We start from the raw sequence: 18,960 nt of genomic DNA, 5'->3' as shown, positions 1-18,960 counted from the left end.
GTGTGCGTTGCACGACCACCCCGGGGTCGTGCAACGCACACCAAGGTCGTGGAGTACGGCCCGGGGTCGTGCAATACACGGGTGGGGCAACCATTGCGGCGGTCCAGAAATGCGGGGCCACGGCGCCCCGCCGCCCTCGTCGAGGTTGGCTAGCGCGCCTGCGCGGCACCCAGGGACGGAATGTCACAGAGGCCTGCGGATCGTCATGCCGCCACGCGCTCGCGGTATGGGGGCAGTCGCGCAATGACTCGCACTCCCCGGGCGGTCGCCCGTGGCGCGCTTGAGGCACCCCTGCCCAAGGCTTGGGCAGGGGTGGCCCCTTCACGCATGCATATCCGTTACCTGTCGCGGGTGATAGCGATGCCGAGGCTGACGCCCCAGATCGCCCATGATGCGCACACTACGGGCACCCACGGGTGCGCCGCGATGGCGGTGAGGATGCCGATTATGATGCCGATGGCGACGATGATGACGATGTTCTGACGACGCGTCATATGCGTTCCTTTCCGGTAAGGAGGTGGTGGGGTCAATCGAGCGTCAGCGAGCTCGAGGACGCTGAGTCCGCTTCTGGCCCAGCGCTTCCCTGACTGCGTCCCTTAATAGGGGACGCAGCTGATTTTCGCGGTGGCGTCGCCGGGAACCGCTCTCCGTGGGCGCGAGGGTGGAATGAGAACGCGAGTGCGGAACGGCCCTCGGGAACGTGGGCGAGTATCTACTATATCGCTCGATGGTCCTAGCTGCGGCTTGATCTCTGTGCTGATGTAAGTTGAGGGCCGGTGGTCACGATGATGCATTGCGCCGGGGAGACGAGGATGCGGCACCTTACTGGTGAGGAGTTCGGTGCGGTCGTCCTTGACTTGCTTGATTTCATGGTGGATCACGGTTACCCACAGGTCGCCGCCGACGACGTACGTGACGTCTGGCGGGATGATGCTGGGGCCGCGTTCTGCATTCTGCTTAGTGATTTGCCACGGCTTGGCGTGCGGCTTCCCGGACCGCTGTGGGACAGAGTACGCGCTGAGATCCATGACCCTGACAATTACGGCGCCTTCGCAGAGTACGCAGATGCCGTCACCGCCTTCCAGGAAGACCGTCGCCGCACGGAGTAGCCGCCTGCTGCGGAGCTCCAGTCAGCGGTTGTGGGTCTGCCAGGGCGGGTCGGAATGCAAGGAGGAGGTCTATCTCGACCTGATGCGGCGCGAGCACGCCGCATGGGCGGCGGAGATGCGCGTGAGGTTCAAGCGGCGGATGGGGCGGGAGGAGTTCTGCCGCTAGCTTGCCGAGTCGCTGCTCGGCCGCCGGCTCATCCTGCAGCTTCGCGCTATCAATGACGCCTCCCTGCGCAGCAAGTGCGGCGATGAGGCCATCAAGGATACCGCGAGGTCTCCCTCGGCCACGTGAACCACCACGCCGGTGGAGTCGGGGTCCAGCCTACTGTCCTCCAGACTGCGCCGGGCCGCCGGGTTCTCTGCATCGGCCTCAAAGGTGAGGTCGGAACCGTCCTGCGTCTGAACGGTGGCGCCTGCGGGCCGTGAACAGAACATGACCGCCTCTTCTCGCAACCATGCGACACACCCGCCCCGGAATCGAAGGATACGCGCGCAGGTACCTGTGTGTGCCTTTCAACCCGGTTCTTCGGACTCGCGCGCCCGGGCGGAGCGGAAAGGGGCGGCGGTACGCGTACTCTCCGCCCATGACGCCGACGCCGCCCCGCCCGCCCTACGAGCCCGCCACCGCGCTCGTACTCCAGCGCCTCGAGGCCGCCGGCGGACTCCCGCCCCTGAATAGCGCCACGCTGCCCGCCCGTCGCCTACCGGTCGCCCAGCGTCGCGCCGCCTTCCTTACGGCCCACCCGGAGGTGCGCCTGCGCGAGGAGACCCTGACCTGCGAAGACGGGACCGCCATGCCGCTGACGGTGGTGCTCCCGCCCGACGACGAGGTACAGCCCGGCGCTCCACTGCTGCTGTCCATCCACGGCGGCGGCCGGGTGATGGGTTGCCGCTTCGACGACCTGGCCGCCCCGGCCAACTGGGCGCGATGCTTCGGCGGCATCGTCGTCGCCCCGGAGTACCGCCTGGCCCCGGAGCACCCCGCACCCGCAGCGGGGGAGGACTGCCTGGCGGCGCTGACCTGGGCTGCCGCGCACGCCGCGGACTATGGGGCGGATCCGGAACGCATCGTGGTCGTCGGGCCCAGCGGCGGTGGGGGACTGGCCGCCTGCCTGGCCCTGGCCGCCCGCGACCGCGGCGGGCCCCGGGCGCTGGGCTACCTGCTCGACTACCCGATGCTGGACGACCGTACCGGGCAACCCGGCCCCGACGGCACGGTGCAACCGCCGTCGGCCCGCCAGTTCCCCGACGACGGGCTGTGGCCGGCGCAGTGGAACGACTGGGCCTGGGAACAGATCCTGCCCGGTCGCCGCGGCGGGTCCGAGGTGAGCGAATACGAGGCGGCCGGCCGCGCCGTCGACCAGCCGGGCGCTCTGGCCGGGCTGCCGCCGGTGTTCCTGTCGGTCGCCGACGCCGAAACCTTCCGGGACGAGGTGGTTGCCTTCGCCGCCGCCCTGTGGCGCGACGGCGGGGACTGCGAACTGCACGTGTGGCCGGGCGCCACCCACGCCATGGAGTACGTCAGCACCACCTGGCTGCGCGACGGCCTGGAGGCCGCACGACTGAGCTGGCTCACCCGGCTGCTGGAGCCCGAAGACCCGCGCCTCAACCTGTCGCGGGTGATGGGGGAGGGGACCTTCCCGACGATTACGGCGGCTGCCCCGGGCGGTGGGGCCGGCGGCGAGCTCAATGACGAACAATGACGGACTGGGCCGGCCACAGGCGTGTCCGTGACCGACCTCGGCACGTTAGTTCTACCGGTCTCGGCGCGTCATTAGTGCCGGTCTGGGCGTGTTACTGGTGCCGGTCTGGGCGTGTTACTGGTGCCGGTCTGGGTGGAGGGCGGCCATGAGCGGCTCGTAGTGAGCCACAACCGCCTCGCGGTAGGCTTCCGCGTCCCCGGCACGGGCCGCCTGCAGCATCGCCCGGTGGGCGTTGGCGGTCTTGACGATGTCATCGGGGTGCGGCGCGTCAAGCATGGGAACCGTCATGGTGTGGATCGCCCACAACGCCTCCATCAGGTGTGCGAAGAGCTGATTGGGCACCGGCGCCAGCAGCATCCGGTGGAAGCCGCGGTCCTGGTCGGTGAAGGTCTCCCCGCGCGCCGCCAGCGCCTCCATCTCATCCACTACCGCGTCGATCTCGGCATCTTCGCGCCCATGCCACGCCCCCAGCACGGCGTCGGTCAGGGCCGTGTCCAGGGTGCGGCGGACCTCCACCACCTCGCGCAGGCTGCGGTAGTCGTCCCCCGGCTTCAGCAGGCCCCGGAAGACGAGCGACTCGACCATCGGCCGCATGGATACCTGGCCCACGAACATGCCATGGCCGTGACGCACCTCCACGATGTCCAGCGCGGTGAGCGTGCGCACGGCCTCCCGCACGGAGGAGCGCGATACGCCCAGCGTCTCGCACAGCTGCGACTCGGTCGGCAGGGGATCACCGGGCTGCAGGTGGGACAGCAGGATGTAGTCCTTGATGGCGTTCATCGCGCCTGTGGCCTGGGTCGTTGCTCCGCTTATTGAGGCGTAAGCGCCCCGCTTCATGTCCACCACGGTGATCGTTCCTCTTCGGCTCCGGTAACGGTGTCCTGCTTGTGCGTGTCTGCTGGCCAGGGGAGAACGGGATGGTTCCCGGGTCATCGTTACACACAATCACGGCTCCGTCCGGGGATTGATCAGATGTCTGATGCCTGCTACAGTCATTCTACCGACGTCAGACAACAGACGTCCGATCTCAGGAGACCTCAATGACGATCTCGACTCCCCGCGCCTCCCGCCGCGACTTCATCCGCCTGTCCTCCACCCTCGGCGTCGCAGCCGGCCTGACCGCCGCCCTCGCTGCCTGCGGCGGCTCCGACTCCACCGGTACCGGCTCCGGCGCCACCACGTCGGCGGGCGAACCTGCCGCCAACGCCGCCGCCTCCAACGCCGACGGCACCATCACCGCCGGCATCTCCTACGAGCTGGGCACCAACGGCTACGACCCCATGACCACCTCCGCCGCGCTCACCGTCGCCGCCAACTGGCACACCCTGGAGGGCCTGACCGAACTGCACCCCGCCACCCGCGAGTGCTACGCCGCCCTGGCCGCCGGCCTGCCCAACCAGGTGGATGACACCACCTACGAGGTGACCCTGCGCGACGGCGCCGTCTTCTCCGACGGCACGCCCGTGACCGCCGACGACGTCGTCTTCTCCTTCGAGCGCGTACTGGACCCGGGCAACAACTCCCTTTACTCCCAGTTCATCACCTTCATCGACTCCGTGGCGACGAAGGACGACGCCACCGTCACCATCACCACCAAGTACCCCTACTCGCTCGTGGCCGAGCGCATCAGCGTGGTCAAGATCGTGCCGCGCGCCGCCGTCGAGGCCGATGCCGCAGGCTTCGACATGAACCCCATCGGCACCGGCCCCTACACCATGACCGACAACGGCGCCGCCTCCCAGACGATCGTCTTTGAGCGCAACGACAACTACAACGGCCCGCACCCGGCGCTGGCCAAGTCCATGACCTGGCAGATCCTGCCCGACGACACCACCCGCACCAACGCCATCACCTCCTCCGCGGTCCAGGCCATCGACGCTGTCCCCGTGGCCAACCTGGCCACCATGCAGGCGCCGATCACCGTGGCCGCTCAGCAGGGCTTCTCCCTGCTGTTCGCCATGTTCAACAACGCCACGCTCTCCGACGTCCGGGCCCGCCAGGCGATCCTGTACGCCCTGGACTACACCAAGATCTGCGAGACCGGTATGGGCACGCTCGCCACCCCCGCCACCTGCTTCGTCCAGGCCGACCACCCCGCCTACAGGCAGGCCAGCACCGTCTACACCTACGACGCCGACAAGGCCAAGTCCCTGCTGGCCGAGGCCGGGGTGACCAGCATCAACCTGCTGTGCTCCGACCACGGCTGGTTCGCCTCCGTCCGCCCAATCATCCGCGAGAACCTCGAGGCCCTGGGCATCACGGTGCACTATGACGAGAAGAAGTCCGCGGATGTCTACTCCTTCATCGACTCCGCCCAGGGCGACTGGGATGTGGTCATCGCCCCGGGTGACCCCTCCGTCTTCGGCAATGACGCGGACCTGCTCATGCGCTGGTGGTACGCCGGCGACACCTGGACCGACACCCGCCTGCACTGGAAGGGCACCGACGCCTACAACCAGGTGCAGGCCGCCCTGGACGAGGCCGTCCAGCTCGACGGCGAGGCCCAGGTTGCCAAGTGGCAGGAGATCTTCGACCTGATCGCCGCGGACGTGCCGCTCTACCCGATCTTCCACCGCAAGTCGCCCACCGCCTACGACGCCGAGGCACTCGTCGGCTTCCAGCCGATCGCGCTGACCGGACTGTCCTTCGTCGACGTCGGCACCACCGCCGCCTGACCCCCGGCAGCCCAGACCTACCCCCGGCAAAGGACTACCCCAGTGTCCAACCTCCTCCGCCTGATCGGCCGCCGCCTGGTGGCACTGCCGATCATGGTGCTGGGCGTGACACTGCTCGTGTTCGTCGTCATGTCGTTCTCCTCGGCCGACCCGGCGCGCCTGGCGCTGGGGGAGGCCGCCACGGCAGACGCCCTCGAGCAGTACCGCCAGGCCCACCACCTCAACGACCCGTTGCTGCAACGCTTCTGGGACTACCTGGTGGGCCTGGCGCACGGCGATCTCGGCACCACCTTCACCGGCGTGAAGATCACCGATATGGTCGCCAGCGCCTTCCCCATCACCCTGCAGCTGACCTTCATCGGCATCTTTCTGGCCGTCATCGCCGCCACCATCCTCGGCGTGCTCGCCGCCCTGTACCGGGACGCCTGGCCCGACCAGGTCATCCGCGTGATCTCCATCCTGTGCCTGGCCACTCCCTCCTTCTGGCTGGCCCTGCTGCTGATCCAGTGGTTCGGCGACATTCCCGGCGCCACCGGCGCCTTCCCCTCGGTGGTCACCCAGTGGGTCTCCCTCGGCGACGACCCCGGCGCCTACGTGCGGCAGATCTTCCTGCCGGCCCTGGCCGTGGCCGTGCCCAACACCGGCACCCTCACCCGCGTGGTGCGCACCGCCATGGTCGAGGAGCTCGACCGCGACTACGTGCGCACCGCCATCGGCGCCGGCATCCCCAAGCACGTCGTCGTCGCCCGCAACGTGCTGCGCAACGCCCTGATCACCCCGCTGACGGTGCTGGGCCTGCGCCTCGGCTACGCCATGGGCGGCGCCGTGGTCATCGAGATGATCTTCAACATCCAGGGGATGGGGCAGCTGATCTTCCAGGGCATCACCCGCAATGACGTCAACATCGTCCAGGGCGTGTCCATCACGGTCGCACTGGCCTTCATCATCATCAACATCGTCGTTGACATGCTCTACGTGCTGGTCAACCCGAGGATCAGGAGCGTCTGATGCCCCACCGCCGCACACTGGAGAAGGTATCCGCCCCCGGCCTGCGCTTCCAGGGCTGGCACCGCCTGCCGCTGGGCTCCAAGATCGCCGTCATCGTCCTGGCCGCCATTGCCCTGCTGGCCGTCTTCGCCCCGCTCGTGGCCCCCTACAACCCGGGCGCCACCGGCCTGGCCTCCGCCCAGACCGTCACCCATGTGGAGGGCGTGGGCGACGTCGTCTCCTCCGACCCCGCCGTCGCCCCCTCCGCCGCCCACCTGTTCGGCACCGACGCCACCGGCCGGGACATCTTCTCCCGCGCCGTCTACGGCGCCCGCGTGTCCCTGGTGGTGGGCCTGAGCGCCACCGGCATCGCCCTGGCCCTGGCCGCTGTGCTCGGCGCCATCGCCGCCACCAGCCGCAAGTGGATCGGGGAGGTGGTCATGCGCGTGCTCGACGTGCTCATGTCCTTCCCCGGGATCGCGCTCGCGGCCGTGCTGGTGCTGGCCATGTCCGCCTCCGGGCTGCCTATGGTGGCCGTGATCATCATCGCCACGGCGGTGGTATACACCCCGCAGCTCACCCGCGTGGTGCGCGCCAACGTCCTCGCCCAGTTCGGGGAGGACTACGTGGCCGCCTCCAAGGTCATGGGAGCCCGCGTCCCCTGGATCCTGGCCAAGCACGTGGTGCGCAACTGCGTCGCCCCGATCATGGTCTACGCCACCGTCCTGGTGGCCGACGCCATCGTCTTCGAGGCCTCGCTGTCATTCATCGGGGCCGGCATCAAGGCGGTCAACACCCCCACCTGGGGCAACATGCTATCCGAGGGCAAGGCCCTGCTGCTGTCCGGCCACTGGTGGCCGACCTTCTTCCCCGGCCTGATGATCCTGATCACCACCCTGTGCCTGAACATCCTGTCCGAGGGCCTGACCGACGCGATGGCCTCCCCACGCATCCGCGCCCACGTGGACGTCGAGGCCGATGAGGAGGCCATGCAGACCGAGCAGGCCTGGGACGAGGCCGGCCACGCCGTCCGCGTCCACGCCGACGACGCCGCCGACGCTGTCCCCGGCGGGCAGAAGAGTGCCCTGACCGGGATTGTGGAGCCCGCCGCCGAGGAGGTACCGCTCGCCGAGCGGCTGGCCGCCCTGCGCCGGGCGGAGCTCGCCCGCCACGACCGGCTCGTCTACCCCACTCCGGAGGCGGAGCCCGTACTGGAGGTGGAGGACCTCTCGATCGCCTTCCCCGCCCAGCACGGGGAGGTCAACATCGTCGACGGCGTGTCCTTCTCCGTGCGCCCCGGCGAGACCATGGGACTGGTCGGCGAATCCGGTTGCGGGAAGTCCATCACCTCCATGGCGGTCATGGGACTGCTGCCGGCAAGCGCCCGCATCACCGGGCGGATCCGCTTCCAGGGCCGCGACCTGCTGGAGCTGAGCCCCAAGGAGCACAACGCCCTGCGCGGCCACGAGATGAGCATGATCTACCAGGACGCCCTGTCCTCGCTGAACCCCTCCATGCTCATCCGCTCCCAGATGAAGCAGCTCACCTCCCGCGGCGGCACCCGCAGCGCCGAGGAACTGCTTGAGCTGGTGGGCCTGGACCCGGTGCGCACGCTGAAGAGCTACCCGCATGAGCTGTCCGGCGGGCAGCGTCAGCGCGTGCTGATCGCCATGGCGCTCACCCGCGACCCCAGCCTGGTCATCGCTGACGAGCCCACCACCGCCCTGGACGTGACCGTGCAGAAGCAGGTCATCGACCTGCTGAACCGGCTGCGCGAGCAGCTCGGCTTCGCCATGGTGTTCGTCAGTCACGACCTGGCCCTGGTGGCCAAGGTCGCCCACCGCATCACCGTCATGTACGCCGGCCAGGTGGTCGAGCAGGCCACCACCGCGGAGCTGCTGGAGAACCCCGTCCACGAGTACACCCGCGGCCTGCTCGGGGCGGTGCTGTCCATCGAGGCCGGCTCCAAGCGCCTGCACCAGGTGCGCGGCACCGTCCCCAGCCCGCAGGAGTTCGTATCCGGGGACCGCTTCGCCCCGCGCTCGTCCCATCCCGACGTCGGCCTGAACACCCGCCCGGTGCTGCGGCCCGTGGCCGGGGCACGCGAGCACTACTACGCAACCACGCCCGAGCTCGAGGCGATCCTCGCCCAGGAGGCCCACTGATGAGCGCCGACAAGTACGCCGACTGGAACCCCGAGACCGACCCGGTCATCGAGCTGCGCCACGCCCACGTGATCCACAAGTCCCGTACCGGCAAGCTCTTCCGACCCGACACCGTCCACGCCGTCAACGACGTCTCCCTGACGGTGCGCCGCGGCCAGACCCTGGGACTGGTGGGCGAGTCCGGCTGCGGGAAGTCCACCACCGCCCGCGTCATGACCGGCCTGCAGCCGCTGACCCGCGGAGAGGTCTACTTCAAGGGCCGTCCGCTCGGGCACTCCGCCGCCGACCGTCGCGCCCTGGGGCGCTCGGTGTCCGTGGTCTTCCAGGACCCCGCCACCGCCCTGAATCCGCGCATGATCGTGCACGACACGCTCATCGACCCGCTTAACGTCCACGGCATCGGCTCGCCCGCCGAGCGGGAGGCCAGGGTGCGTGACCTGCTGCACCTGGTGGGGCTGCCGCCCAGCGCCCTGGAGGTGCTGCCGCGGCAGATCTCCGGCGGGCAGCGCCAGCGCGTCGCCATCGCCCGGGCGCTGGCCCTGGACCCGGACATCATCGTCGCTGATGAGCCCACCTCCGCCCTGGACGTGTCCGTGCGCGCCCAGGTCCTGAACCTGCTGCAGGACCTGAAGGCCGCCCTCGGCCTGGGCCTGGTTTTCATCAGCCACGACATCAACACGGTCCGCTACGTCTCCGACCGCATCGCCGTCATGTACTTCGGCCGCATCATCGAGATGAACACGACCGCGGAGATCTTCGCCCACCCCCGGCAGGAGTACACGCGCACCCTGCTCGGCGCCGTACCCAGCCTGCTCGAGGCCTGACCGGCCGGCCCCGCAAACCCACCCCGACCTGCAGCCCGACCTGCACCCCAACCTGCACCCCAACCTGCACCCCAACCTGCAAGGAAACCATCACATGGACACCCGCTTCACCGGCGTCATCCCGCCGGTCATCACTCCCTTCAAGCACGGCGAGATCGACCTTGACTCCCTCCGCCGCACCGTCGACTTCCTCGTCACCTCCGGCGTGCACGGACTGTTCATCGGCGGCTCCTCCGGCGAGATCGCCTACCTGACCGACTCCCAGCGCGACGCCGTGTTCACCGCCGCCGTGGAGCAGGCCGCCGGGCGCGTACCCGTGCTTGCGGGAGTCATTGACACCACCGCCCACCGGGTTATCGAGCAGGCCCGGCGGGCCGAGTCCCTCGGCGTCGACGCCGTCGTCGCCGCCTGCCCGTTCTATGCGATCAACGACGCCGGCGAGATCGCCGACCACTTCCGTGCCATCGCTGCCGCGCTGAGCGTGCCCCTGCTGGCCTACGACGTGCCCGTGCGGCTGAACGGCAAGAAGCTGGACCGCGACCTGCTTGTGGCCCTGGGCAAGGAGGGCGTGCTGGCCGGGGTCAAGGACTCCTCCGGGGATGACGTCGGCTTCCGTCGGCTGGTCGCGGCCAACGCCGCCGCCGGACACCCCCTGGCGCTGCTCACCGGGCACGAGTGCGTGGTAGATGGCATGGCGCTGCTGGGGGCTGACGGCTGCGTGCCCGGCTACGGCAATGTGGAGCCCCGCGCCTACGCGGAATTGTGGGAGGCTGCTCGCGCCGGGCGCTGGCAGGAGGCCCGCACCATCCAGGAACGGTTGTGCGCCGGCTTCGAGATCGTGTACGTGCCGCGCGGCCGCTCCGCCGACGCGTCCGGCATCGGCGCCTTCAAGACCGTCATGGCGGCCCAGGGCACCATCGACACCAATGAGATGGCCTTCCCGGTGCGTGCCCTGGAGGGCGAGACCCGCGCCCGGATCCTGGCGATCGCCCGCACCCAGGGCCTGATCTGAGATGGCCGCCGTACCCGGCCGGGACGGCCACCGGCCCACCCCGAGCGAGGTGCTGGTGGGCGTGGACGTGGGCGGCACCAAGATCGCCGCCGCGCGCGTCGACGCCGCCGGAGCCCTACGCGGGCCCGTGCAGGAGGTGCCCACGCCGTCCCACGCGGGTCCGGCCGCCATGCTCGACACCATAGCCGGGCTGGTTGTGGCCGTGGCCGCCGACGGCGCGGGCACGACGGCGGCGCGGCGCCCCGGTCCGGTGGCGGCGGTCGGCATCGGCGCGGCGGGCGTAATCGACACCGTGCGCGGCACGGTCGTCTCCGCCACCGACGCCATCACCGGATGGAGCGGAACGGATGTCGCCGGGGGAGTGGCCGAGCGACTGGCCGGTGCAGGCCTGGAGCGACTGGACGGCACAGTTCCCCCGGTCTACGTCGACAACGACGTCAACGCCTATGCCGCCGGCGAGGCCTGGATCGGGGCCGGAGCCGGGGCCGCCTGCGCGCTGGTGGTGGCCGTGGGCACCGGCGTCGGTGGGGCGGTGATCCTGGATGGGAGCGTGCACCACGGGGCGCACTTCCTGGCCGGGGAGATGGGGCACATGCCCTGCGGCCTGGCGGCGGGGGAGCGGTGCACCTGCGGGCGGCCCGGCCACCTCGAGGCGGTGGCCGCCGGCCCCCAGATCGCCCGCCGCTACCGGGAGGCCACCGGCGCCCAGGACGTGGTCAGCGCCCACGCCGTCGAGCGCCTCGCCCGCGCCGGTGACCCCGACGCCCGTCGCCTGTACCGCGAGGCCGCCACCGCGCTCGGGCAGGCCATCGCCGGCGTAGTCACCGTGCTCGACCCCGACCGGGTGATCATCTCCGGAGGGCTGGCCCGCTCCGGGCGGCTGTGGTGGGATCCGCTGCGCGAGACCGTGCGTCGTGAGCTTATCGAGCCAGTGGCCACGGACTTGCCGCTCGTGCCGGCCGCCCTGGGCACGGCCGCGCCGATCATCGGGGCGGCCCACGAGGCCGCCCGGAGCCTGAGCCGTGCCGGCTGAAGCCCTCCCGGGCGCCTAGCTGCTGGGCGGCGTCACTCAGCCCACTGCCCAGCCACATCATCGCGCTGCATCAAGGAGTCTCATATGCAAACCCGCAAACCCGTACTCGAGCGCCTGCGCGGCGGACTGATCGTCTCCTCCCAGGCCTATCCCGGTGAGCCCATGCGCGACCCGCGCACCATGGACCAGGTCGCCCGGGCCTGCGTGGCCGGGGGCGCGGTCGGCATCCGCGCCCAGGGCCTGGCCGACCTGGCCCTGATCACCCAGCACGTGGACGTGCCCGTTATCGGGCTGTGGAAGGACGGCAATGAGGGCGTCTTCATCACTCCCACGCTCACCCACGCCATCGCCGTGGCTGCCACCGGCGTGCAGGTCGTCGCCCTGGACGGGACCCGACGTCCCCGCCCCGATGGCCGTACCCTCGCCCAGACCGTGTCGGGGCTCAAGGCCGCCCGTCCGGGCGTCCTGGTCATGGCCGACTGCGGCAGCCTGGACGATGCCCGAGCCGCGCAGGACGCCGGCGCCGATATCCTGTGCACCACCCTGGCCGGATACACCGGTGAGCGTCCCGTCACCGACGGGCCGGATATCGAGCTCGTCGACCAACTGGCGGCGATCGCCCGGGTCCCGGTAATCGTAGAGGGCCGGGTGCACACCCCGGCGCAGGCCGCGCTGGCCATGGATCATGGCGCCTTCGCCGTCGTGGTCGGCACGGCCATCACCCACCCCGCCACCATTACCTCGTGGTTCGTTGACGCCGTCACACGGCGGTGATGGAACCGGTGTGGTTCTTGTTGCGAATGCGCCTGAAGTGTTTGGTGTGGGCCACAAAACGGTACGCCACGCCGAGGAAAACGCCGCCATATCTGACAAATCGCCCCGTTTATGCATAGCGTTACGGCCAGCGGTACCGCATCGAGGTGCCCAACCGTCGTTCAGACGCCTAGACAAACGAGTATCCGATCGAGAGGCAGATACATGTCCATCAACCGCACCGAGCTCATTGCCGCCATCGCCGAGAAGGCCGGCCTGACCAAGACCGACGCCGACGCCTTCCTCGGCGCCTTCCAGGACGTCCTGGTGGAGAACGTCGCCAAGGGAGAGGCCGTCAAGATCACCGGTCTGATGGGTGTTGAGCGCGTCGAGCGCGCCGCTCGCACCGGCCGCAACCCCCGCACCGGTGAGGAGATCCAGATTCCCGCCGGCCACGGTGTGAAGCTCACCGCCGGCTCCGCCCTGAAGAAGGCCGCCTCCGGCAAGTGACCCGCAAGGGCCACACGGAGCGTCAGGGCCCCGAGGCGGCCTGAGGCTCCCGACCGCGCAAGGCGCGTCGCCCCCCGCACGGGCGGCGCGCCTTCGTTGTGCCCCACCACTCCCTCACAAACCGGAATGGTGCAACCACCACCAGACACCGCCAGGTCGGTAGATGTTACGTGCCGAGGTTGGCAGTCCTGCCCGCGGCAGTTGCCACCGCCTACGAGTCCGGGACCCGCTTCCTTCTGACGGACGATCCGGTTGGCGTGCGGGACCGCTACCTTCCGGGTATGACCGCCCCATCATCGCCTGTTCCCCCGGTCGGTCGGGATGCGCCCGGCCCGCGTTCCGCCCTGGTATTGGACGGCCTGGCCAAGGCCTTTGGGCAGAAGATCGCCGTGAATCTGCTCTCCCTGTCCATCCCCGCCGGCAGCCTGTACGGCATCGTCGGCCCCAACGGAGCCGGCAAGACCACCACTTTGTCCATGGCCACCGGCCTGCTGATGCCCGACGCCGGCCGTGCCCTGGTCCACGGCGTGGACGTGTGGGCTGATCCCGCCCGCGCCAAGGCCCTGCTCGGCGTGCTGCCCGACGGCCTGCGCACCTTCGATCGCCTCAATGGCCTGGAGCTGGTCACCTACTCCGGGTTGCTACGCGGCCTGTCCCGCGACGTCGTCATCCCTCGCGCCACCCAGCTCCTGCACGTACTGGACCTGTGGGATGCGGGCACCACGCTGGTGGCGGACTACTCCGCCGGAATGCGAAAGAAGGTGCACCTGGCGTGCGCTCTGGTCCACTCGCCCAGTGTGCTGGTGCTGGATGAGCCCTTCGAGGCGGTTGACCCCATCTCTGCCAAGACCATCCAGAGCATCCTGACTGACTTCATCGCCGCCGGCGGCACCGTCGTCATCTCCAGCCATGTCATGGTGACCGTGCAGCGCCTTTGCACCCACGTGGCCATCATCGACCAGGGACGCGTCGTCGCCGCCGGCACTACCGCTGAGGTGGCCGCCGGCGGAGACCTTGAGGACCGCTTCGCCCAGCTCGTCGGCGCTCGCACGTCCCGGGAGGAGCTGTCATGGTTGCGACCCTCGTCCGCCTGAGGTGGCGTATAACCCTCAACGCGCTGCGCAGCAATACCTGGGCCGCGATCGGCCTGGTCCTGGGGACTGCGGGTGCGCTGGGAATGCTGGCCCCGCTGGTCGTCGGGGCCATCGCCCTGGGACATGCCGACACGGCTGCGGCGACCGCGGTTATAGGCGCAGTCGGCGCCGTCACCACCCTCGGCTGGGCGGTAGCGCCACTGCTGCTTACCGGCGTCGACGTGACTCTGGATCCGCGCGCAATGGCTGCCTGGGCAGCGCCTTCCCGCGCCCTGAGCCGAGGACTGGCGGTGGCCGGCGCCGCCGGGGTGCCCGGCATAATCACCGGGATGGTGCTGCTCACCCCGGCCCTGACCTGGGCCGTCGCCGGGCGGCTAGGCGCCGCCCTGCTGGCGCTGGCGCTAGCCCCTGCCTGCCTGGCTACCTGCGTGCTGCTGGGGCGCAGCATCGTCGTAGGCGCGGGGGTCTCCTCCTCCCGCCGCGGCCGCGACCTGCTTGCCGTCGTCGGCTTCTTCGCGGTCATGGCGCTCGCCCTGCTGCCCTCCCTGCTGAATGCGGTGCTGGATATGGAGCAGTTCGATCTGAGCGGGGTGATGACGATCGCCAGGGTCCTGGGGCTGACACCATTCGGCTGGGCGCTCGCGGCACCCGGATACCTAGCCCAGGGCGAGACGGCGGCGGCGGTGGCGCTGAGCGCTGGGGCGGTCGCCCTGCCGCTGGTACTGGCACCGATCTGGCACCGGGTCGTGGTCCGTGTCATGACTGGGCCCGCACGTAGCCGCACCCGCTCCCACGCATACGCCGCGGCGTCGGTGCCCGGGAGCGAGTCCGCTAAGGACGGCGCAATCGACGTGCTGCCCTGGCAGCGCCGGCTGGAGCGGATCAGCTCCGGCCCGACGGCGGCCGTGGCCGCGCGCTGCCTGCGCTACTGGCGCACCGACCCGCGCTACCTGGTACAGGTGGCGGCAGTCCTCCTTGTTATCGCGGTGTTCGTCGGGACTATCGGAACCAACTACAGCACCATGACGGACTCCACCGCCAGTGGGAGCACCGTAGTCTTCACCGGCGCCAGCTTCTCCCCGGGGCAGGCGCCGGGCGCACTGTTCATCGTGGGGCTGCTCACCGCACTGCTGGCCGGCTGGATGACTCACGACGACCTGGCCTTCGATTCCACGGCTTTGTGGACCCATATTGCTGCCGTGCTGCCCGGGCGCAGCGATCGCCGCGGGCGCGCGCTTGCGGTGGCTATGTGGCAGCTGCCCCTGCTCGCCGCCGTGCTGCTGCTCAGCGGCTGGCTGACGGGCAACTGGGCGCAGGTGCCCGCCTACCTGGGGGCAAGCCTGGGAATATACGGCGTATCGCTGGCCTGGTCGAGTCTGGCCAGCGCGGCGCTTCCCTATGAGACGAACGCGCCGGGTGAGAACCCCATGAAGTCGCGTACCTCCGGCACCGCATTCATCGCGGCGCTGCTGCAGATGGTGGGAATGCTGGTGATTGGCGTGGTCTGCCTGCCGGTCCTGGTGGCGCTGATCGCCGTCGTGGTGCTGGAGGCCTGGCCCTGGGGCTGGCTGCTGCTGGCTGGCGGCGCGTTATGGGGTGGGGCAGCGGCTTGGATCGGATCGGTACTCGGCGGACGCGTCCTGGACCGGCGCTACGCCGAGGTGCTTGCCACCATCCGATCCTGGCCCGGGCACGATGCCGCATGACAGGCGCCTTCGGCCGAACCCGAAGGTCCCGCCTTCCGGCGGGCTGGTCCGGCACGCCGTAGCATGGGCACGCGGCGCGGGAGCGCCGTCCACCGGCCTCGCGGAAGAGGCCGCGGGTCCGCTTCACCCAAGCAGCATAAGGAAAACCAACCATGGAGCTTGTCATACTCGACACGGCCGAGGAGATCGCCTCCCGCGCCGCCGATGCCATCGAATCCCTGCTGAACGAGAAGCCGAACGCTGTACTCGGCACCGCCACCGGCTCCAGCCCCCTGCCCCTGTACGACGAGCTCACCCGCCGCTGCGCCGCCGGCCGCATCTCCTTCAAGGGCGTCACCGGCTTCATGCTCGACGAGTACGTCGGCCTGCCCGAGGGACACCCCGAGCGCTACGCCACCTTCATGGAGCGCAACCTGCGCTCGCGGGTGGACATGGCCCCCGGGGCCCTGCACGGCCCCGACGCGCTCGCGGACGACCTGGAGCAGGCCTGCGCGGACTACGAGTCACAGATGGCGGCCGCCGGCTACTGCGACCTGCAGATCCTGGGCATCGGCGCCGACGGGCACATCGGCTTCAACGAGCCCGGCGGGCCGCTGGACTCCGCCACCCACGTCGACGTGCTCACCGAGCAGACCCGTTCGGACAACGCCCGCTTCTTCGACGGCGATATCGATGCCGTCCCCACCCACTGCCTCACCCAGGGGCTCGGCACCATCATGAAGGCACGCAAGCTGGTGCTGATCGCCACCGGCGCCAACAAGGCCGAGGCCATCGCCCACCTGGTGGAGGGCGAGATCACCCCCGACTGGCCGGCCACCGTCATGCAGAACCACCCCGACGCCCTGGTGCTCATCGACCGCGAGGCCGCCGGCATGCTCAAGCAGCACTAGCAGCGCCCCGACGACGGCCAGGCGGCAGCCTGCCGGTACTGCCGTTACTGCCGGTGTCAGTGCGGCCGGTGCGTGGTCTACGGGCCAGGTGCCGGCCGCACTGGTGCTCGCGAGGGACTGGAGAGGTGGCGAGAAGGATCGCGCGGCGAGAACGTCGGGGAGAGAGTCGCCACAGGCGCCCGGTCGTGGCTGCACCTGCCGGGCGGCATACACTGTGCGGCATGCGTCAGATCTCCGTCGGGCCTCAGGCCAGCACCGATCCCGCCGGTCCCGCCTCTCCCGCCGGCCCGGCCGGCGAGCCCAGTCAGTCTGCGGGAACGGCCGTTCTCGAGCGCGAGGAGCTGAAGTCGACCGACGACGGCGATGCAGACCGCTTCGCCCACTACGCCGACAAGCGCAAGGCCGAGGCGGCGATGCGCACCGGTCGCCCCGTAGTCGCCCTGTGCGGAAAGCTCTGGGTTCCCAAGCGGGACGCGTCCAAGTACCCGGTGTGCCCCACCTGCAAGGAGATCTATCTGCAGATGCGGCCCGGCGGTGACGGCGACCAGGGCGGCTCCGGCCCCAAGCGCCCGCGCTTCCCCTTCGGACGAGGCGGTCGGTGACTCCCACGCGCCGCCCCCAGCCATCGCACAACCCGACCCAGCCCTCCATCTTCGCCGCGGAGAACCTCTCCCCGGCCTACCCGCAGCGCGCCGCCTGGGGCACCACGCGGCCCCTACGCGCGTGGCAGGCAGCCGCCCTGAAGCAGTACCTGGAGGCGATGCCGCGGGACTTCCTCGCCGTCGCCACCCCCGGCGCGGGCAAGACCACCTTCGCGCTGCGCATCGCTACTGAGCTGCTCACCGCCGGCGAGGTGCACAAGGTGACCGTGGTCTGCCCCACCGAGCACCTGAAGTACCAGTGGGCGGAGGCCGCCGCCCGGGTCGGTATCCGTATCGACCCCTCCTACGCCAACTCCCAGGGCGCGCTCGGCTCCCAGTTCGACGGCGTCGCCGTCACCTACGCGCAGGTGGCGGCCAACCCCAACCTGCACCGCGCGCGCACCGACCGCACCCGCACCCTGGTGATCCTCGACGAGATCCACCACGGCGGCGACGCCCGCAGCTGGGGGGACGCCATCCGCGAGGCCTTCACCCCTGCGCGTCGGCGCCTGTCCCTGACCGGCACGCCCTTCCGCTCCGACGAGTCCCCGATCCCGTTCGTCACCTACACCGAGGAGGCAGGCGGCATCAAGCGCTCCCGCGCCGACTACTCCTATGGCTACGCCGAGGCCCTGGCCGACGGCGTGGTGCGACCGGTGATGTTCATGAGCTATTCGGGGCAGATGCACTGGCGCACCAAGGCCGGTGATGAGGTTGCTGCCCGGCTGGGTGAGCCGCTGACCAAGGACATGGAGTCCCAGGCCTGGCGCACCGCCCTGGACCCGGGCGGGGAGTGGATCCCCGCGGTGCTGGCGGCCGCCGACCAGCGCCTGACCGAGGTACGGCGCCAGGTGCCCGACGCCGGCGGTCTGGTAATCGCCTCCGACCAGAACTCCGCCCGCGCCTACGCGGGTCAGTTGCGCGCCATCACCGGGCAGGCACCCACCGTGGCCCTGTCGGACGACTCCGGTGCCTCCAGCCGCATCGAGACCTTCGCCGCCTCCAAAGACCGCTGGCTGGTGGCGGTGCGCATGGTCTCCGAGGGCGTGGACGTGCCCCGGCTGGCGGTGGGCGTGTACGCCACCTCCGCCTCCACGCCGCTGTTCTTCGCCCAGGCCATCGGCCGCTTCGTGCGCTCCCGCGCCAAGGGGGAGACCGCCAGTGTCTTCCTGCCCTCGGTCACGCCACTGCTGGGCCTGGCCGGTGAAATGGAGGCCGCCCGCGATCATGTGCTCGGCAAGCGGGGCACGGAGGAGGACTCCCGGTTCAGCTCCCCGGAGGACCGGCTGCTCGCCGAGGCCAACCGCACCGAGAGCGCCTCGGATGATCTGCTGGGCGGGTTCGAGGCGATGGACTCCACCGCCGAGTTCGACCGGGTCCTATTCGACGGCGGCGAGTTCGGCACCGGCGCCATGGTCGGCAGCCCCGAGGAGCAGGAGTACCTGGGCCTGCCCGGGCTGCTTGAGCCCGAGCAGGTCACCGCCCTGCTGCGCCAGCGGCAGAACCAGCAGATCAAGCAGCAGAAGCGCCAGCAGGCGGCCGCGCAGCAGCGCCGTACCAATTCTGGGGTCGACGACGCCCGTCGGCGCGCCGCCGCCCGCAAGGAGCTGTCCAAGCTGGTGGGGGCCTGGGCGCGCCGCTCAGGGCAGCCCCACGGGGTGATTCACACCGAGCTGCGGCGCGTGTGCGGCGGCCCGGAGGTGGCCCAGGCCACCACCGAGCAGATCGAGGGGCGCATCGAGACACTGCGCCGCTGGTTCGTCGGGCGGCGCTGACCGCCGCCGCGCTGCCCGGGCAGGGGCTGGCGGCGGCGAGCGTCGGGGCCGACGCGCGTGGCGCGGCTGGGCGCGCCACG

Annotated in this window: 17 protein-coding genes; 15 read left to right on the top strand and 2 right to left on the bottom strand. The window is 70.2% G+C overall.

Annotated features, from left to right (window positions below; genetic code table 11):
* Positions 1-338: 338 nt before the first annotated feature.
* On the bottom strand, positions 339-494 hold the full coding sequence (locus GZ998_RS09110) for a hypothetical protein (RefSeq protein ID WP_219109667.1): 156 nt from the start codon (positions 492-494) through the stop codon (positions 339-341).
* Positions 495-812: 318 nt separating this feature from the next.
* On the opposite strand from GZ998_RS09110, the gene GZ998_RS09105 reads away from it, so the two are divergent.
* Both GZ998_RS09105 and GZ998_RS09100 read left to right on the top strand, forming a co-directional pair.
* Positions 813-1,109 (top strand): hypothetical protein, encoded by a 297-nt coding sequence (locus GZ998_RS09105; protein WP_219109666.1) that lies wholly within the window; start codon positions 813-815, stop codon positions 1,107-1,109.
* A 584-nt stretch (positions 1,110-1,693) separates the two neighbouring features.
* Positions 1,694-2,812: an alpha/beta hydrolase fold domain-containing protein gene (locus GZ998_RS09100; protein WP_219109665.1), complete on the top strand. Its 1,119-nt coding sequence runs from the start codon at positions 1,694-1,696 to the stop codon at positions 2,810-2,812.
* Positions 2,813-2,926: 114 nt separating this feature from the next.
* On the opposite strand, the gene GZ998_RS09095 is transcribed toward GZ998_RS09100, so the two are convergent.
* The gene (locus GZ998_RS09095; RefSeq protein WP_275405374.1) at positions 2,927-3,652 is read right to left on the bottom strand and encodes a FadR/GntR family transcriptional regulator; all 726 of its coding nucleotides are present in this window, start codon (positions 3,650-3,652) and stop codon (positions 2,927-2,929) included.
* Between the two features lie 203 nt (positions 3,653-3,855).
* On the opposite strand from GZ998_RS09095, the gene GZ998_RS09090 reads away from it, so the two are divergent.
* From GZ998_RS09090 to GZ998_RS09030, 13 genes are all read left to right on the top strand, one after another.
* Positions 3,856-5,490: an ABC transporter substrate-binding protein gene (locus GZ998_RS09090; RefSeq protein ID WP_219109664.1), complete on the top strand. Its 1,635-nt coding sequence runs from the start codon at positions 3,856-3,858 to the stop codon at positions 5,488-5,490.
* A gap of 42 nt (positions 5,491-5,532) precedes the next feature.
* The gene (locus GZ998_RS09085; protein WP_162679810.1) at positions 5,533-6,498 is read left to right on the top strand and encodes an ABC transporter permease; all 966 of its coding nucleotides are present in this window, start codon (positions 5,533-5,535) and stop codon (positions 6,496-6,498) included.
* On the top strand, positions 6,498-8,642 hold the full coding sequence (locus GZ998_RS09080) for a dipeptide/oligopeptide/nickel ABC transporter permease/ATP-binding protein (RefSeq protein ID WP_219109663.1): 2,145 nt from the start codon (positions 6,498-6,500) through the stop codon (positions 8,640-8,642). Before GZ998_RS09085 ends, GZ998_RS09080 begins: the two co-directional genes overlap by 1 nt.
* The gene (locus tag GZ998_RS09075) at positions 8,642-9,466 is read left to right on the top strand and encodes an ATP-binding cassette domain-containing protein (protein ID WP_162679808.1); all 825 of its coding nucleotides are present in this window, start codon (positions 8,642-8,644) and stop codon (positions 9,464-9,466) included. Before GZ998_RS09080 ends, GZ998_RS09075 begins: the two co-directional genes overlap by 1 nt.
* A gap of 94 nt (positions 9,467-9,560) precedes the next feature.
* Positions 9,561-10,478, top strand: coding sequence for a dihydrodipicolinate synthase family protein (locus GZ998_RS09070; protein WP_162679807.1), 918 nt, complete (start codon positions 9,561-9,563; stop codon positions 10,476-10,478).
* Position 10,479: 1 nt separating this feature from the next.
* Entirely contained in the window at positions 10,480-11,511 is a 1,032-nt protein-coding gene (locus GZ998_RS09065; protein WP_219109662.1) for an ROK family protein, read from the top strand.
* 84 nt (positions 11,512-11,595) lie between these two features.
* The gene (locus tag GZ998_RS09060; RefSeq protein ID WP_219109661.1) at positions 11,596-12,285 is read left to right on the top strand and encodes an N-acetylmannosamine-6-phosphate 2-epimerase; all 690 of its coding nucleotides are present in this window, start codon (positions 11,596-11,598) and stop codon (positions 12,283-12,285) included.
* Between the two features lie 204 nt (positions 12,286-12,489).
* Positions 12,490-12,774 carry an HU family DNA-binding protein gene (locus tag GZ998_RS09055; protein ID WP_086614378.1) on the top strand — a complete coding sequence of 95 codons (285 nt, stop codon included), beginning with the start codon at positions 12,490-12,492 and terminating at the stop codon, positions 12,772-12,774.
* A gap of 281 nt (positions 12,775-13,055) precedes the next feature.
* Complete coding sequence (locus GZ998_RS09050; RefSeq protein ID WP_161924499.1) at positions 13,056-13,868, top strand: ABC transporter ATP-binding protein; 813 nt, start codon at positions 13,056-13,058, stop codon at positions 13,866-13,868.
* Positions 13,844-15,574 carry a transporter gene (locus GZ998_RS09045; RefSeq protein ID WP_219109660.1) on the top strand — a complete coding sequence of 577 codons (1,731 nt, stop codon included), beginning with the start codon at positions 13,844-13,846 and terminating at the stop codon, positions 15,572-15,574. The genes GZ998_RS09050 and GZ998_RS09045 overlap by 25 nt, the downstream gene beginning before the upstream one ends.
* Positions 15,575-15,726: 152 nt before the next feature.
* Positions 15,727-16,464: a glucosamine-6-phosphate deaminase gene (nagB, locus tag GZ998_RS09040; protein ID WP_162679802.1), complete on the top strand. Its 738-nt coding sequence runs from the start codon at positions 15,727-15,729 to the stop codon at positions 16,462-16,464.
* A 221-nt stretch (positions 16,465-16,685) separates the two neighbouring features.
* Positions 16,686-17,066 carry a DUF3039 domain-containing protein gene (locus tag GZ998_RS09035; protein ID WP_162679801.1) on the top strand — a complete coding sequence of 127 codons (381 nt, stop codon included), beginning with the start codon at positions 16,686-16,688 and terminating at the stop codon, positions 17,064-17,066.
* A gap of 158 nt (positions 17,067-17,224) precedes the next feature.
* Positions 17,225-18,880, top strand: coding sequence for a DEAD/DEAH box helicase (locus GZ998_RS09030; protein ID WP_374939197.1), 1,656 nt, complete (start codon positions 17,225-17,227; stop codon positions 18,878-18,880).
* Positions 18,881-18,960 lie beyond the last annotated feature (80 nt).

The sequence above is a fragment of the Actinomyces sp. 594 genome, assembly GCF_019325145.1.
Classification (GTDB): Bacteria; Actinomycetota; Actinomycetes; order Actinomycetales; family Actinomycetaceae; genus Actinomyces.
Note: the sequence above shows the minus strand (reverse complement) of the source record. Positions and strands in the feature narration are given on the sequence as shown.

Coding starts and splice junctions, on each gene's coding strand:
- GZ998_RS09110 (WP_219109667.1), bottom strand. CDS start 494: ATGACGCGTCGTCAGAACATCGTCATCATCGTCGCCATCGGCATCATA.
- GZ998_RS09105 (WP_219109666.1), top strand. CDS start 813: ATGCGGCACCTTACTGGTGAGGAGTTCGGTGCGGTCGTCCTTGACTTG.
- GZ998_RS09100 (WP_219109665.1), top strand. CDS start 1,694: ATGACGCCGACGCCGCCCCGCCCGCCCTACGAGCCCGCCACCGCGCTC.
- GZ998_RS09095 (WP_275405374.1), bottom strand. CDS start 3,652: ATGAAGCGGGGCGCTTACGCCTCAATAAGCGGAGCAACGACCCAGGCC.
- GZ998_RS09090 (WP_219109664.1), top strand. CDS start 3,856: ATGACGATCTCGACTCCCCGCGCCTCCCGCCGCGACTTCATCCGCCTG.
- GZ998_RS09080 (WP_219109663.1), top strand. CDS start 6,498: ATGCCCCACCGCCGCACACTGGAGAAGGTATCCGCCCCCGGCCTGCGC.
- GZ998_RS09075 (WP_162679808.1), top strand. CDS start 8,642: ATGAGCGCCGACAAGTACGCCGACTGGAACCCCGAGACCGACCCGGTC.
- GZ998_RS09070 (WP_162679807.1), top strand. CDS start 9,561: ATGGACACCCGCTTCACCGGCGTCATCCCGCCGGTCATCACTCCCTTC.
- GZ998_RS09065 (WP_219109662.1), top strand. CDS start 10,480: ATGGCCGCCGTACCCGGCCGGGACGGCCACCGGCCCACCCCGAGCGAG.
- GZ998_RS09060 (WP_219109661.1), top strand. CDS start 11,596: ATGCAAACCCGCAAACCCGTACTCGAGCGCCTGCGCGGCGGACTGATC.
- GZ998_RS09055 (WP_086614378.1), top strand. CDS start 12,490: ATGTCCATCAACCGCACCGAGCTCATTGCCGCCATCGCCGAGAAGGCC.
- GZ998_RS09050 (WP_161924499.1), top strand. CDS start 13,056: ATGACCGCCCCATCATCGCCTGTTCCCCCGGTCGGTCGGGATGCGCCC.
- GZ998_RS09045 (WP_219109660.1), top strand. CDS start 13,844: ATGGTTGCGACCCTCGTCCGCCTGAGGTGGCGTATAACCCTCAACGCG.
- nagB (WP_162679802.1), top strand. CDS start 15,727: ATGGAGCTTGTCATACTCGACACGGCCGAGGAGATCGCCTCCCGCGCC.
- GZ998_RS09035 (WP_162679801.1), top strand. CDS start 16,686: ATGCGTCAGATCTCCGTCGGGCCTCAGGCCAGCACCGATCCCGCCGGT.
- GZ998_RS09030 (WP_374939197.1), top strand. CDS start 17,225: ATGCCGCGGGACTTCCTCGCCGTCGCCACCCCCGGCGCGGGCAAGACC.